The organism is Pseudomonas akapageensis (assembly GCF_011355085.1).
GTDB lineage: Bacteria > Pseudomonadota > Gammaproteobacteria > Pseudomonadales > Pseudomonadaceae > Aquipseudomonas > Aquipseudomonas akapageensis.
Map to the genome: position 1 here is coordinate 1 of NZ_VXCP01000043.1, position 14,690 is coordinate 14,690.

At 60.9% G+C, this 14,690-nt stretch carries 13 protein-coding genes, 1 tRNA gene and 1 pseudogene; 8 read left to right on the top strand and 7 right to left on the bottom strand.

Features of this window, described 5'->3' with window-relative positions; genetic code table 11:
• The first annotated feature begins 387 nt into the window (after window positions 1–387).
• From F2S13_RS24045 to F2S13_RS24055, 3 genes are all read left to right on the top strand, one after another.
• Window positions 388–600 carry a hypothetical protein gene (locus F2S13_RS24045; protein ID WP_166365564.1) on the top strand — a complete coding sequence of 71 codons (213 nt, stop codon included), beginning with the start codon at window positions 388–390 and terminating at the stop codon, window positions 598–600.
• Between the two features lie 185 nt (window positions 601–785).
• The gene (gene arcD / locus F2S13_RS24050) at window positions 786–2,270 is read left to right on the top strand and encodes an arginine-ornithine antiporter (RefSeq protein WP_281354585.1); all 1,485 of its coding nucleotides are present in this window, start codon (window positions 786–788) and stop codon (window positions 2,268–2,270) included.
• A 131-nt stretch (window positions 2,271–2,401) separates the two neighbouring features.
• Window positions 2,402–2,848 carry a hypothetical protein gene (locus F2S13_RS24055; RefSeq protein ID WP_166365566.1) on the top strand — a complete coding sequence of 149 codons (447 nt, stop codon included), beginning with the start codon at window positions 2,402–2,404 and terminating at the stop codon, window positions 2,846–2,848.
• 24 nt (window positions 2,849–2,872) lie between these two features.
• Here F2S13_RS24055 and F2S13_RS24060 read toward each other — a convergent pair.
• The 5 genes from F2S13_RS24060 to F2S13_RS24080 all read right to left on the bottom strand — a co-directional run bounded on the left by F2S13_RS24060 (window position 2,873) and on the right by F2S13_RS24080 (window position 7,012).
• A tRNA-Gln gene (locus F2S13_RS24060) sits at window positions 2,873–2,947 on the bottom strand.
• 262 nt (window positions 2,948–3,209) lie between these two features.
• Window positions 3,210–5,213 (bottom strand): peptidase U32 family protein, encoded by a 2,004-nt coding sequence (locus F2S13_RS24065; protein ID WP_166365568.1) that lies wholly within the window; start codon window positions 5,211–5,213, stop codon window positions 3,210–3,212.
• 212 nt (window positions 5,214–5,425) lie between these two features.
• Window positions 5,426–5,806, bottom strand: coding sequence for a RidA family protein (locus F2S13_RS24070; protein ID WP_166365571.1), 381 nt, complete (start codon window positions 5,804–5,806; stop codon window positions 5,426–5,428).
• Window positions 5,807–5,872: 66 nt separating this feature from the next.
• The gene (gene mug / locus F2S13_RS24075) at window positions 5,873–6,379 is read right to left on the bottom strand and encodes a G/U mismatch-specific DNA glycosylase (protein WP_166365573.1); all 507 of its coding nucleotides are present in this window, start codon (window positions 6,377–6,379) and stop codon (window positions 5,873–5,875) included.
• Window positions 6,380–6,388: 9 nt separating this feature from the next.
• Window positions 6,389–7,012, bottom strand: coding sequence for a TetR/AcrR family transcriptional regulator (locus tag F2S13_RS24080; protein WP_166365575.1), 624 nt, complete (start codon window positions 7,010–7,012; stop codon window positions 6,389–6,391).
• Between the two features lie 212 nt (window positions 7,013–7,224).
• Here F2S13_RS24080 and F2S13_RS24085 point away from each other — a divergent pair, with 212 nt between their 5' ends.
• The 5 genes and pseudogenes from F2S13_RS24085 to F2S13_RS24100 all read left to right on the top strand — a co-directional run bounded on the left by F2S13_RS24085 (window position 7,225) and on the right by F2S13_RS24100 (window position 12,337).
• Complete coding sequence (locus F2S13_RS24085) at window positions 7,225–8,364, top strand: HlyD family secretion protein (RefSeq protein WP_166365577.1); 1,140 nt, start codon at window positions 7,225–7,227, stop codon at window positions 8,362–8,364.
• A complete protein-coding gene (locus F2S13_RS24090) occupies window positions 8,361–9,809 on the top strand; it encodes a DHA2 family efflux MFS transporter permease subunit (RefSeq protein WP_166365579.1) in 1,449 nt (482 codons plus the stop codon). Before F2S13_RS24085 ends, F2S13_RS24090 begins: the two co-directional genes overlap by 4 nt.
• 19 nt (window positions 9,810–9,828) lie before the next feature.
• On the top strand, window positions 9,829–11,319 hold the full coding sequence (locus tag F2S13_RS24095; RefSeq protein WP_166365581.1) for an efflux transporter outer membrane subunit: 1,491 nt from the start codon (window positions 9,829–9,831) through the stop codon (window positions 11,317–11,319).
• A gap of 57 nt (window positions 11,320–11,376) precedes the next feature.
• Window positions 11,377–11,557: pseudogene (locus F2S13_RS29515) on the top strand (aldo/keto reductase); the annotation flags it as partial.
• A gap of 318 nt (window positions 11,558–11,875) precedes the next feature.
• Window positions 11,876–12,337 (top strand): MarR family winged helix-turn-helix transcriptional regulator, encoded by a 462-nt coding sequence (locus F2S13_RS24100; protein ID WP_166365583.1) that lies wholly within the window; start codon window positions 11,876–11,878, stop codon window positions 12,335–12,337.
• Window positions 12,338–12,451: 114 nt separating this feature from the next.
• Here F2S13_RS24100 and eutC read toward each other — a convergent pair whose 3' ends face one another.
• Entirely contained in the window at window positions 12,452–13,279 is an 828-nt protein-coding gene (gene eutC / locus F2S13_RS24105; RefSeq protein ID WP_166365585.1) for an ethanolamine ammonia-lyase subunit EutC, read from the bottom strand.
• 9 nt (window positions 13,280–13,288) lie between these two features.
• Window positions 13,289–14,680 (bottom strand): ethanolamine ammonia-lyase subunit EutB, encoded by a 1,392-nt coding sequence (locus F2S13_RS24110; protein ID WP_166365587.1) that lies wholly within the window; start codon window positions 14,678–14,680, stop codon window positions 13,289–13,291.
• Window positions 14,681–14,690 lie beyond the last annotated feature (10 nt).

Consider the following 14,690-nt stretch of genomic DNA (forward strand, 5'->3'; position numbering starts at 1 on the left):
CCCCAAGCCACCGGCCGCCCTCCGTCTCCCACGCCCACGGCTTACCGGATCCATGGCCAGCTTTTGCTCTGGGCTCCAGCGGCGCCGCCGCTCCTGGCCCAAAAGCTCCCCACTCTTGTCGTTGCTATTAGTCATAAACATAACCGTTTGCCTATCCCTTATCGTAAGGGGGAAACGGTGTCCTGTCTTTCATGGGGCTCGTTCAGATGGTCTGCAATCCGTATCTGTATAAAAACTAGTTGAAGTTGATCCCAGGTCCGTCATGCCTCGCCGACGAGGCATTGGAATTCAATCCGGAAACTTAGACGTCAACTCCTCTTGTTCTTCAAGATTATTGACTACACTAAATTAGTTGAGTTCATGCTTCCCACGTTCCGGAAGTGCCAGATGAACCTATCGATCGAGTTGGTCCCCACGCAAGAGAAACCGATTTGGCTGGTACATGCCTGTGGCATGACCTTCAGTTTCTCCGACCAGGCATCCGCTGCAACATTCGCAGCCAAGCTGGAGGAGCGCGTGAACGCGCCTCATATTCTTCCTCAGGAAACTCAGAAACACTGGGTAGTCGAGCATTTTCGAATGCTGCGAGGCGCCTGGTGATTATTTGCGTTCTGGATTGTAGTGCCCGGCTGCGGGGCATGAGTTGCATCGAACCAACTCCCAGCAGCAACTAAGCAGTCTGTTCGGTGGCACGTGTCACTCGAAGGGTCATGCGGTGTGTTAGCGACCACTCCTTGTTGGCCGGTCACCTTCTTGAACGATGCCGTTTCGGCAAGGAGATTAAGATGGTCGAGTCTGTCAGCAAGTTCGACAAAGATGTCCAACCCCACAAGGAAACTCAGGTCGCTGCCCCCAGCGATAAGTTGAAGGTTGGGGCATTGATCGCACTGGTCGTCGGCTCCATGGTGGGCGGCGGGATCTTTTCGCTACCGCAGAACATCGCCAAGAGTGCCAGTGCCGGCGCCACGCTGATCGGCTGGTTGATCACCGGCGTCGGTATGCTGATGCTGGCGTTCGTCTTCCAGACCCTCGCCAACCGCAAACCCAAGCTCGACGGCGGGGTGTACGCCTACGCCAAGGCCGGTTTCGGCGACTACATGGGCTTCTCCTCGGCCTGGGGCTACTGGATCAGCGCCTGGATCGGCAACGTCAGCTACATGGTGCTGCTGTTCGGCACCCTTGGTTTCTTCTTCCCCATGTTCGGCGAGGGCAACACCCTGCCGGCGATCATTTGTGCTTCCGTGCTGCTCTGGCTCCTGCATTTCCTGGTACTGCGCGGGATCAGGGAAGCCGCCTTTATCAACGTTCTCACCACCATCGCCAAGATGGTGCCGCTGGCGTTGTTCATCGTCATTGCCGGTGTGGCCTTCAAGATGGATGTGTTCACCAGCGATTTCTGGGGCGCCGGCAACAGCGACCTGGGCACGGTGATGAATCAGGTCCGCAACATGATGCTGGTCACCGTCTGGGTGTTCATCGGCATTGAAGGTGCGAGTATCTTCTCTGCCCGTGCCGAAAAGCGCAGCGACGTCGGCAAGGCGACCGTGGCGGGCTTCATCGGTGTGCTCCTGCTACTGGTCCTGGTGAATGTCTTTTCCCAGGGCATCATGGCCCAGGCGGAACTGGCCGGCTTGAAGAATCCGTCCATGGCCGGCGTACTGGAGCACGTGGTGGGACACTGGGGCGCGTTATTGATCAGCGCCGGCCTGATCGTCTCACTGGTTGGTGCGCTATTGTCCTGGACGCTGCTCTGCGCGGAAATCCTCTTCGCCAGCGCCCGTGATCACACCATGCCGGAATTCCTGCGCAAGGAGAACGCCAACCAGGTCCCGGCCAACGCACTGTGGCTGTCCAACGGGCTGATCCAGCTGTTCCTGATCATCACCCTGTTCAACAGCTCCACCTACCTCAGCCTGCTGTACCTGGCGACCTCGATGATCCTGGTGCCGTACTTCTGGTCCGCCGCCTACGCCTTGCTGCTGGCCTGGCGTAGCGAAACCTATGAGCAGGCCCCCGGCGAGCGTGGCAAGGATTTGCTGATTGCGCTGATCGCCGTGCTCTACGCCGTGTGGCTGGTGTACGCGGCGGGGGCGCAGTATCTGCTGTTGTCGGCGCTGCTTTATGCACCGGGAGCGATCCTCTTCGCCAAGGCCAAACGCGAACTGGGCCAACCGGTGTTCACCTCCATCGAGAAGGTCATATTCGTTGTCGTGCTGATTGGTGCGCTGATTGCGGGTTACGGCCTCTACAGCGGTTTCCTCAGCCTCTGAGCGAGGATTGTCCATGGTGGACGGGGCGCTCCTTCTGCCATGGAGATCCAGGGGGCAATGTCGAACGCCTGTAAAGAATGGGCTATACCCGCTAATCATCCATTGCAGTTCTTCAATACAGGAGTTTGGCAATGACCTTCAGCAACCAGCTGGCAATTCTTGCGGTCACCGCGAGCATTTTCGGCTGTACCACGTCATCAGACCATACGGTCAACGTCAATCTGACCGCCACCCGGCAGAATGCCGGCCAGATCGCCAATACCATTTTGTACAGCCAGGGCAATCAAACCGGATTCAACTTCTTCATCAGCGGCATTCCAAATGGCACCAACCTGCCCTTGCGCCTGTACACCTTCATCAACAAGGGCAGCTGCCAGCAGCCGGGGCCAGTCGCCTACGCCATGAATGATCAGGTCAACACCCAACGCATCGGACTCAGCGGTTGGAGCTATGAAAGGAGCGCACCTGTGGCAATGCAGGAGTTGCTTTCCGGCGGCTACTCAATCGTCGTGCGAACGGCACCGGACGATGGCAATGTCGATATTTTTTGTGGGGATATAAGGCAAGGGGCTCGATGAAATAGCCACGACCTATTGGGAAAATGGCAGGGGCGGCTGGATTCGAACCAACGCATGGCAGGATCAAAACCTGCTGCCTTACCGCTTGGCGACGCCCCTGTATCTGTTGCGACGAGTGCTGAGCACATCGATTTCTGATGTTCGCTACAAGCCCTGTGGGGGCCTCTGCAGGAATGCGCGGAAATTTATCAAGTTTTGCTGTGTCTGGGAAGCCCCAGGACGCATAAATTTATTTGAAAACAGCTACTTACTGGTAATCGAGTTCAGCCAAGGTGGCCCTATCGCTGGCAAGCCAGCTCCCACAGTGTACCGTCGAACCCTGTGGGAGCTGGCTTGCCAGCGATAGGGCCCTTGCTGTCACTCAGTGAGGCCCGCGCGGAATGGTCTTGAGCAGGTCTTCAGGGCTGATATGCCCGACGATCTGCTTCACCGCGTTGCTGCCCGGTTGCGGAAGGTCAAGGATGTGGCCCTTCATCTTGCCGATCACGTGCATCTCGCAAGGCTTGCAGTCGAACTTCAGCGTCAGCACCTCGTCACCGTGTACCAGCTGCATCGGCGCGACCTTGGTGCGCACGCCGGTAACGCCCTTGGCCTGCTTGGGGCAGAGGTTGAAGGAGAAGCGCAGGCAGTGCTTGGTGATCATCACCGGCACCTCGCCGGTCTCCTCGTGGGCCTCGTAGGCCGCATCGATCAGCTTGACGCCGTGGCGGTGATAGAAGTCGCGGGCCTTCTGGTTGTAGACGTTGGCCAGGAACGACAGGTGCGACTCCGGGTACACCGGTGGTGGATCGGTCTCGGCCTTGCGCCCGCCCCGTGGGTGGGCATTGATGCGGGCCAGGGTCAGCGCTTCGATGACTTCACGGCGCAAGGCCTTGAGCTGCGAGTTGGGGATGAAGAACGCCTGCGGTGCATCCAGTTCGATGGCTGTAGCGTGGTACTGGGTGGTGCCCAGTTGGCCGAGCAGGTCGTGCAGTTGCTCCAGAGCCTGTTCCGGTTTGTTTGCCACACCGAACGGACCGTCCAGGGCGACGCTGACGCTGACGCCCTCCTCGCTGGTGGCTGTCAGCTCCAGGCGATCCTCGCGCAGACGCGCGCCCCAGGCCAGGCCTACCCGGCGCTCGGCGGAGGTCTTGAGCAGGGCCTGCTGCCAGTTGTGGTCCAGGTTGCGGCTCAGCGGGTGGTTGGGCCGCAACTGGTGCAGCTCCTTCGGCATCTCGTTGGGCTCGACCCGGTAGCGGTAACGCTTTTCACCCTCTTCCTCGAATTCGCCCCTGGCCTCGGCGATATTGGCCCGGAAGCCCACCACTTCGCGTTTGAACAGCACGTTGAGGCCGTCGCCGTTGGACAGCGGCTCATGGGTAATCACCTGCATGTCGCGCTTGCCGACCTTCTCCACCACGCCCACCGGCAGGCCGGTGAAGGTTGGGGTGTCGAAGGCACCGATGTCGATCTTGCGATCGCTGACAAAGTAGTCGGTGCTGCCGCGGTGGAAGGTCTTCTCCGGATCGGGCAGGAAGAAGTGCGCGGTGCGGCCGCTGGAAGCACGGGCCAGGTCCGGGCGATCTTCGAGGATCTCGTCCAGGCGCTGGCGGTAGTAGGCGGTGATGTTCTTCACATAGCCCATGTCCTTGTAGCGCCCCTCGATCTTGAACGAGCGCACGCCGGCATCCACCAGGGCGCGCAGGTTGGCGCTCTGATTGTTGTCCTTCATCGACAGCAGGTGCTTCTCGTAGGCCACCACGCGGCCCTGGTCGTCTTTCAGGGTGTAGGGCAAACGGCAGGCCTGGGAGCAGTCGCCACGGTTGGCGCTGCGGCCGGTCTGGGCGTGGGAGATGTTGCACTGGCCGGAGAACGCCACGCACAGGGCGCCGTGGATGAAGAACTCGATCGCCGCATCGGTCTCGTCGGCGATGGCGCGGATCTCTTTGAGGTTCAGCTCGCGGGCCAGTACCAGTTGCGAGAAACCGGCCTGGTCGAGGAACTTGGCCCGCGCCAGGGTGCGAATGTCGGTCTGGGTGCTGGCGTGCAGCTCGATCGGCGGGATGTCCAGTTCCATCACGCCCAGGTCCTGGACGATCAGCGCGTCGACGCCGGCATCGTACAGTTGGTGGATCAGCTTGCGGGCCGGCTCCAGCTCGTCGTCGTGCAGGATCGTGTTGATGGTGGTGAACACCCGGGCGTGGTAGCGACGGGCGAATTCCACCAACTGGGCGATATCGCTCACCTCGTTGCAGGCGTTGTGGCGGGCGCCGAAGCTCGGGCCACCGATGTACACGGCATCGGCGCCATGCAGGATGGCCTCGCGGGCGATGGCCACGTCGCGGGCGGGGCTGAGCAGTTCGAGGTGATGCTTGGGTAGGGACATGTTTTTTAGTCGGGCTTGTCACGGTCGAGGCGCGCATTGTAGCGGCGAATCGCTTGACCGGCACCCATGTGCTGCCCGGTGGCGGCTTTGGGAGCTTCCTTGTTGCCTGTGAAGGCCTCATCGCTGGCAAGCCAGCTCCCACAGGGTTCGCTGCGGATCTGTGCGAGATCTCTGTGGGAGCTGGCTTGCCAGCGATGCAGACGCCGCTGAATTCAGCCCTTGGCCGCCATGGCGGTGACTTCCACACGCATGCCTTCGACCGCCAGGGCGGCCACGCCAACGGCGGCGCGAACTGGCCAGGGTTTGGCGAAAAAGCGCTGGTAGACCTCGTTGAACGCGGCGCGGTCGGCCATGTCGGTGAGGTAGATGGTCAGGTGCAGGACACGGTCCATGGAACTGCCGGCGCGCTCCAGCGCGACCTTGAGCGCCTGCAGGGTGCACTCGCTCTGCAGGGTGATGTCGCCCAGCTCCAGGCTGCCATCGGCGCGGGTGGGGATCTGGGTGGAGACCAGCAGGCCACCGAAACCGGCAACGTCGGAGGAGATGGATTCCGCGTCGGGATCAGGGATAAAAGTGATGTCGTGGTTTGCCATGGGGATCTCTTGCTTGAGGAGTAAAAAGGGGCAGGCCCGATCATCCGGGCCTTTTGCTCGCCCAGTTTACAGTGCCAGGCAGAGTTGACGGTACGCATCGACCAGTTGATCGAGCGTGAACGCACGATTACGCCCACTGGGATTGGGCAAGACCCAGACCGAGGCATTGCCGAAGGTCGTTGCCTGAAGCCCCCACGCAACCTCTCGCTGGCCGGATAACGCGCAATAGGCAGCTTTACCGAGAAAAGCCACGAAGCGCGGCGCGTGGCGCGCGATCTTTGCTTCGAAATCCGCAGCGGCAGCGACGAATTCATCCAGGGACAACTGATCCGCGCGCGCCGTCGGCCGCTCAACCACAGCCGTCAATCCACACTGATACTGCAGGATCGATCGATCGTTTTCCGGGCGCAGTTCCTGCGGCGTAAAACCGGCGAGATGAAGCGTGCGCCAGAAGCGATTGCCTCTGCCGGCAAAATGATGCCCAAGGGCCGCGGCGGTCATGCCCGGATTGATGCCACAAAAAACCACCGCAAGATGCTCGGCAAGAATATCTTCGAGTCTTCCGCCCGCCATAAAAGCCTCTCAACCGCAGATCACGTTGACCGCATTGCGTGCAAGCTCCGTCAACTCAGCGCGGGACTTGCCCGCCCGGGCACGGATGGAAATGCTGTGCAGCAGGGATGACGCGAGTACGGCAATGGCCGCCGGGTCGGCATCGCCTTTCAACTCGCCGGTATCGATTGCCGTTCGAACACGCATTTCGAGATCGGCATCGAGCCTGCTGAGCCGGTCCGACAGAACGTCGCGTATTTCAGCGTCCTCGACGGCCTCGGTAGTCGCCGTGCCGATCGCAAAGCAGCCACGCGGCTGGCCGTCTCCCGAGAAGTAGATCGACAACTGCCCTTCATAGAAGCGCAGCAACGCCTGGCGCAATGTCAGCTCGCTGTCCGTCAGCGCTTCATGCATGGCAGCCGCGGCAAATTCCCAATACTGCTCGAGTGCCTTGATATAGAGCGCGTGCTTGTCGCCGAACGCCGCATAGAGGCTTGGGCGATTCATGCCGGCCGCCGTGGCGATGCTGTCGAGGGAAGCGCCGGCAAATCCGGTGTTCCAGAAAACACCAAGCGCTTGCTGCAGCGCTGTCTGCGGGTCATACGCGCGGGGGCGGCCTCGGCCTTTGCCCTCTGTAATCTTTTTTTGTGCCATGTTGTACAAAATTCCTTGAAGGAAGGTTGGTCAGGGGATATTCTTACACCATCGCACAAAATTAAGGAACCAGAAGTTCCTCAAATGCAGGTTTGTTGTAGCGAAGCTCGAACCGGGTGTTGCGGCGACGAAAACAGGTGCGGCGGAGCGATCCTCCTGACTGCGCACGGGCTTGCTTTCTCTCAGCAATTATTGACGTCAGGGCTTCGATCATGACCAAACAGTTCGACATTTCAGCTACGCAAACCTTCGAGCATCCAGGGCCGAACCAGACTGACACGCCCATCCGGAAACCGTTGAAAGAGAAATTGCGGCCCCTGCTCATGGTGGGCCTGCCTGCCCTCTTCGCTGCGGCTGGGATCGCCCGTTATCTGGCGGCCGAGCCCTATGTTTCGACCGACAACGCCTACGCCCGGGTGGCGAAGACATCGATCAATGCGCGCATTTCCGGACAAGTCGTCGAAATCGCGGTCGAGGACAATCAGCCGGTTCGCAAGGGCCAGGTGCTGTTTCGGATCAACCCGGAGCCGTTCCAGATCGCGGTCAACCGTGCGCAAGCTCAACTGAGCGTGGCGCGCCTGCACATCGATGGGCTCAAGGCCAGCTACCGGCAGCAGCAGGCTGAACTGCAATCGGCCAAAGCGACGGCCGATTTCGAACAGAAGGATTTTGCCCGCAAGAAAGCGCTGGTCGCTTCCGAGTTCGTCTCGCGCTCGATTTATGAGCGTGCAGACACGGACGTTAAAGTCGCACGGCAGCGAATCGCGTCCATCGAACAGCAGATCGCCAGTACGGTCGTTGCATTGAACGGTAATCCGGATATCGAAGCCGATAACCACCCGACGGTTCGCGAGGCCATGGCTCAGCTCGATGAGGCGCAGCTGTACCTCTCGTACGCGACGGTGTATGCGCCGGACGATGGCATCGTGGCCAAGGTCGACGATTTGCAGGTTGGCAACTATGTCAACAACGGTGGCCCGGCATTCGCCCTGCTGTCCGATCGCCAGGTCTGGGTTGAGGCCAACTTCCGTGAAACGGAAGTGACCCACATGCATCCAGGCCAGGCAGCAACGATCAGTATCGATACGTATCCTGATCACCTTTTCAAAGCCCACGTTGTCAGCATGAGCCCTGGTGCCGGATCGGACTTCGCCCTGCTGCCGCCGGAAAACGCGACCGGCAACTGGGTCAAGGTTGTCCAGCGGGTACCGGTGCGCCTCGAACTCGATGAGGTGGATCCTGCCCTGCCCCTTTTCTCAGGCATCAGCGCCACGGTCAAGGTCGATACCGGGTATCGCACGTCCTGGTGGCACCCGCTCAAATCGCTGCTGACTGCAGGTACCGACCGATGAACGCGCGCACGCTGAGGTTCGCCGCTCTGCTGGCGACCTATATGCAGTCTGTGAACCTGCCCCTGCCGAACGCGGCACTCAGGTTCATTCAGGGCGCCGTGTCGATGACCGACGACCAGGCTGGCTGGATATTCACTTCGTACCTCGCGGCGAGCGCCATCACCCTGCCGATTGCGCAGTGGCTCGCCGCGCGCTTCGGATTGAAGGCTGTGTATCAAGTCGCGATAGCAATCTTCGCCCTTGGCCTGCTGCTCGCTACGGTTGCAACGACCCCGCTGGAATTCGTCGGCGCGCGTATTGTTCAAGGCGTGGCGAGTGGCGTGCTGGCGCCCCTCTCGATGGCGATTGCAATGGAGACATTGCCACCTGCGCAGCGCGCGAAATTTGGCCCGGCGTGGACGGCAATTGTGCTCCTGGGGATCGTCAGCGGGCCGAGTATCGGTGGCTGGATCTGCGAATACTACGAATGGCGCTCGATGTTCTATATCAGCCTTCCGCTGTCGGCGTTCATCTTCCTTGTGGTGGCGCTTTTGCTTGCCGAGAAAAAGGCCGAAAAAAGTCCGCCTTTTGACTTCTTCGGCTTCGGCACCTTCACGCTGGGGATGATTGGCCTGCAAATGCTGCTCGACCGCGGTCAGCGCCTGGACTGGTTCGCCTCGCCCGAAATCTGGCTGGAAGCCGTGGCGGGCACAGTGGGGCTCTACCTGTTCGTTGTGCACGTGCTGACCGCGAAGGTGCATTTCCTCAACAAGCGTTTGTTCCGCGACCGCAACTTCACGCTGTCGACGGTCATCTTTTTCGCACTGGGCTTCGTGCTGTTGCCGACGATGGCGCTGACATCCCCGATGCTGGATGAGCTGCTCGGGTACCCACCGGACACGACGGGCTACCTGACGATACCGCGAGGTGTGGGGCTGGTTGGCGCATTCCTGCTGATGGGTCGCGTTCCCGATCGCTTCGACCGCCGCCCCTTCGTTGCGGCAAGCGTCGCCGTGGTGGTTTATGCCAATTGGCTGATGCTCGGCTATTCGCCCGGGATGGACTGGTGGCCCGTGGCGCTTGCCGGAGCTATCCAGGGTGTCGGCCTCGGTGTCTTGATGCCGGCGATCACCAAAGTGGCGTTCACCACGCTCGACCCGAGTCTGCGCCCGGAAGGCACCGGTCTGTTCAATCTGGCACGGGTCTATGGCAGCACGATCGGCGTTGCGGTGGTGCAACTGTTCTTCTTCAACAATACGCAAGCAATGCACATGGCGCTTGCAAGCAATCTGACGCCCTATCACGCCGCTGCACATTCGTTGCAGGCACTTGGGGGGCTCAATGAAATGATCACGGGCCAGGCGGCTTTTGTCGCCATTATCGGCCAGTTCAAGATTTTGATGGTGGCGATGCTGGTGGTCAGCCCACTGGTTGTCTTTCTTCGCAAGCCCGCTGCGACCAACTAGTTTTCGTGGAGTCCGCCAAATGAACATTCATGCGCGCGTAATCAACAGACATCAGCTCCCAACGAAGGTTGGTGCACTGTCGGCCCTTGTGTTGCTGTCCGCCTGCACCGTCGGCCCTGACTTTCAAACACCCCCTGCAAGCCCGTCACAGCACTATGACCAACAGGCCGAGCAGCGTCTTGGCCAGAGCGGTAACACAGCCTCTGAACAGCACATTGATCCTGGCAAGAAGGTCAGCGCTGACTGGTGGTCTGCGTTTCGCTCGCACAAGCTCGACCAGGTTGTACGTTGTGCCATTGACGGCAATCTCGAGCTCGTGGCTGCAGACGCAACGATCCGGCAAGCGGCCTCCTCCGTTACCGCGACGGAAGGTGCACTGTATCCGCAGGTCGATTTTGCCGCTCAGGCGGGACGCCAACGGATACACAACACGAAAGAGCCTTCCGTCACCAATTTCTACGCGATCGGGCCGCGGGTCGGCTTTGACCTTGACGCTTTCGGCGGCAACAAGCGCCAGGTCGAACAGCAGCAGGCGTTTACGGACCTGCAGAAGCATCGATTCGAGGCGGCGTACCTGACCCTGACTGGCAATGTCGCGAGCCAGGCCTTGTTGATCGCCTCTGCAAACGCGCAGATGCACGCCGTGGAGAAGCTGCTCGCCAATGACGCAAAGAACCTCGAACTCGTGCGCATGGCCCACCTCAATGGCAGCACCACGCAGATCGATGTTTCGCTGGCTGAGACGCAACTCACACAGGACCGCACGCTGTTGCCGCCCCTCGCCCAGCAGCGTGATTCGGCACGCCACGCCCTGTCGATTCTGACGGGCAAGGGGCCTGCCGACTGGATCGCGCCTGACTTCGATCTTGCCGAGTTTGCCTTGCCGTCCAACGTGCCGGTCAGTTTGCCCTCGGAAATGGCCCACGACCGGCCCGATGTTCTGCAAGCAGAAGCTGAACTGCACATGGCCAGCGCGGCCATCGGGGTCGCGACAGCCAATCTCTATCCCCATGTGGAGCTTTCCGCGTTTCTTGCACAGTCGGCTTCAGGCAATGGCGGCGCCGCACTCTGGGGCTTCGCTGCGGGGCTGGCGGGTCCGATCTTCGATGGCGGAACGCTCAAGGCGCAGCGCCAGGCTGCAGTCGACGGCTACAAGGCGACGCTGGCCAGCTATCAGCAGACCGTCATCAATTCGTTCGGCCAGGTCGCAGACACGTTGCAGGCCATCAACCATGACGCCGAGCAAAACCTGGCGCAGGAGGACGCGTTGCGCGCGGCCGAAACGAGTCTTCGCTTGAACCAGCAAGCCTACGCCCAGGGCGAGAACAGCATTCTCCAGGTGCTGGAGGCCGAACGCGCCTATGAGCAGGCGTTACTGGGACAAATCAGAGTGAAGACGGCGCAGTATCTCGACACGGTGCAGCTGTATGTGGCGCTCGGCGGCAATTCCGTCGGTGTGTTTGAGCAACGCGTGGCTTCTCGCGAAGAACCGAAACGTTCGTATCAATAGAGGCTGTGGCCTCAGGCTCAACCCGGTGACGAACAGGATCCAAGAGACGAACAGGGCCAGGTCAGCAAGACCCCGGCTCAAGTTGCACTGGCCTGGTCCGTACAGCGCGGCGTCGCGTTCCTGACTACATCTGCAATACCGAGCCATGCATGAAATTCGGAAAGATATTACGACCCGGGTACGTTTCAACTCGGTAGTGGAAAGGGGTGTGCCTGGGTCTATTCCGCGCAAAAAGTAAAACCTGCACCCACTCTGTAGCCGCTGCCGCAGGCTGCGCTGGGGCCGTAAGGCCCCCCGGCTATCGTGAGAAAGGGCGCCCGCTTCGCGCGCGAGCGCAGCCTGGCGGCAGCGGCTACACCGACCGTGTTGCGTCGGACATTCCTCGTTCCCGCGCTCCGCGTGGGAACGAGATAGCGGAGCTGTTTCTGCCGGGACATGCTCCGTGGCCGATGCGGACTTCGCATGCAACGCTTTCGATTATATCGCGCGCGATGTATAATCCTCTCACTTGCGAAGCTTCAATTGCATTCCAGACGCTCGCCCAATGAGGATGCCCATGAAACCCACCGACAAAACCCCCGCCGCAACTCCGAAGCTCTCGGATTTCCTGTGCTTTGCGGTCTATTCCGCGAACCTGGCCTTCGGCAAGGCCTACAAGCCGGTCCTCGAGCAGCTTGGGCTGACCTACACGCAATTCATCACCATCGTCGCCCTGTGGGAGGACGACAATCAGACCGTCGGCAGCCTGGGCGAAAAGCTGTTCCTGGAATCGAACACACTCACGCCGATCCTCAAGAAGCTGGAGGCGATGGGTTATCTGCAGCGCCAGCGCGATCCGGAAGATGAGCGCCAGGTGCGCATCAGACTGACGAAGGAAGGGCGACAGCTACGCGAACGACGCGCGGAATTGAGCCTGGCCGGTGCCACGGGCCTTGAGTCGGACGAGTTCGTGCAACTCCAGCAGTCGGTCGTGGCGTTGCGCAACAATCTGATTCGTTCGGTGAAAGACAGGGAATAAGCCCCCTCGTTCCCACGCTCTGCGTGGGAATGCAGTGACCTGACGCTCCAGCGTCACGACGCTGAGCGTCTGCGGAGGCATTCCCACGCGGAGCGTGGGAACGAGAATTCCCTTTCAGGCCATCTCAGTGCCAAGCAGAAAATTGCCTTGCCTGTCCTCAACCCCGGCTTCCAGCGTGCGCACCGGTGCTTCGTCCTTAAGACTGACCCCCGACAACTGGCGACGCCAGGCCTCACGCATGAGGTACAGCAGTTTGTACGCCGCCATGGCGTAGCTCATGCCTTCCAGGCGCACGTTGGAGATGCAGTTGCGCGCGGCGTCGTTGAGGCCCACGCGGGGTGCATAGGTGAAGTACAGGCCGAGGCTGTCCGGCGAGCTGAGCCCAGGTCGCTCGCCGATCAGGATGACCACCATCCGGGCGTTGAGCAACTCGGCAACTTCGTCGGCCACCGCCACCCGGCCCTGCTCCACCAGTACCACCGGCGCCAGGCTCCAGCCTTCGGCGCGGGCCAGTTCGTCGATGCGTTCGAGCATTGCCGGGCTGTGACGTTGCACCGCCAGTGACGACAGGCCGTCCGCCACCACCAGTGCCAGGTCGAAACCCTGGCTTCGGGTTTGCGCATAGCTGCGCAGTTGCTCGACCGAAGCCTTGGACAAGCGACGCCCGAGATCGGGGCGCTGCAAGTACACATCGCGGTCTGGTGCAGAGCTGTGCAGGGTCAGGGTTTCTCGCTGCCGCGTCGCCAGCTGTTCGCTCAAGGCGCCATGATCGAACGGCAGATGCACGGCATCGCGCGCCTGGGCATGGGCAAACTGGAAATCCAGCTGGGCGCCGGTGGGCAGACTGGTGCCGACGCGACCGAGGGCGATACGTGCCGAGGTCAGCGCGCGCAACTGGCTCCAGGCGTCCGCCTGAGCGGGTGATGGGGCGTGGTCACTCATGCTCGCTCCTTAACTCAATCGCGCCAGGGCCTGATGGAACAGCTGCGGTACGCCCTGCCCCAGGCGCAGGCCATTGTCGTCATAGTGCAGGATATTCTTGCGCGCCAACCAGGCTTCGAACTCCGGTGCCGTGCGCAGACCGAGGGTCTTGCGGGCGTACAGCGCATCGTGAAAGGACGTGGTCTGGTAGTTGAGCATCACATCATCGGAACCGGGAATGCCCATGATGAAGTTGATGCCGGCCACCCCGAGCAAGGTCAACAGGTTGTCCATATCATCCTGATCGGCTTCGGCATGGTTGGTGTAACAGATGTCACACCCCATCGGCACACCCAGCAGCTTGCCGCAGAAGTGATCCTCAAGGCCCGCGCGAATGATCTGCTTGCCGTTGTACAGGTACTCGGGGCCGATGAAACCGACCACGGTGTTGACCAGAAACGGATTGAAATGCCGGGCCACGGCGTAGGCGCGGGTTTCGCAAGTCTGTTGGTCGACGCCATGATGAGCATTGGCCGACAGCGCACTGCCCTGCCCGGTCTCGAAGTACATCAGGTTGTTGCCGCGAGTGCCGCGGTTCAGGCTCAAGCCCGCTTCGTAGCCTTCCCGCAGAATCTCCAGGTTGATACCGAAGCTGCTGTTGGCCGCTTGCGTGCCGGCGATGGACTGGAACACCAGGTCCAGTGGCACGCCCCTTTCGATGGCCGCCACCGACGAGGTCACGTGGGTCAGTACGCAGGATTGAGTCGGAATCTCGTAGTGCTGAATCACTCCGTCGAGCATCTTCAGCAGTTCACTGATGGCGCTGATGCTGTCGGTTGCCGGGTTGATGCCGATCATGGCATCGCCGTTGCCATACAACAGGCCGTCGAGGACGCTGGCGGCAATGCCCGCCGGATCGTCGGTCGGGTGATTGGGTTGCAGGCGGGTCGACATCCGCCCACGCAGCCCCACCGTATTGCGAAAGCGTGTGACCACGCGGATTTTCTGCGCCACCAGCACCAGGTCCTGCAGACGCATGATCTTCGACACGGCGGCGGCCATTTCCGGGGTCAGGCCTGGCGCCAGCGCCCTCAAGCTGGTCTCGGTGGCCGCATCCCCCAGCAGCCAGTCGCGAAACCCACCCACGGTCAGGTGGCTGACCGGGGCGAAGGCTGCCGGATCATGGCTGTCGATGATCAGGCGAGTGACTTCGTCTTGCTCATAAGGGATCAACGCCTCGACGAGAAAGCGCTTGAGCGGCACGTTGGCCAGGGCCATCTGCGCCGCGGCACGCTGGGCATCGCTGGTGGCAGCGACTTCGGCAAGGAAATCGCCGGAGCGTGCGGGACTGGCCTTGGCCATCAGATCGCGCAGGCTGTCGAAATGCCAGGTCATGCCGCCAATGGTGTGGGAGAAGCTCATGCGGGTTCTT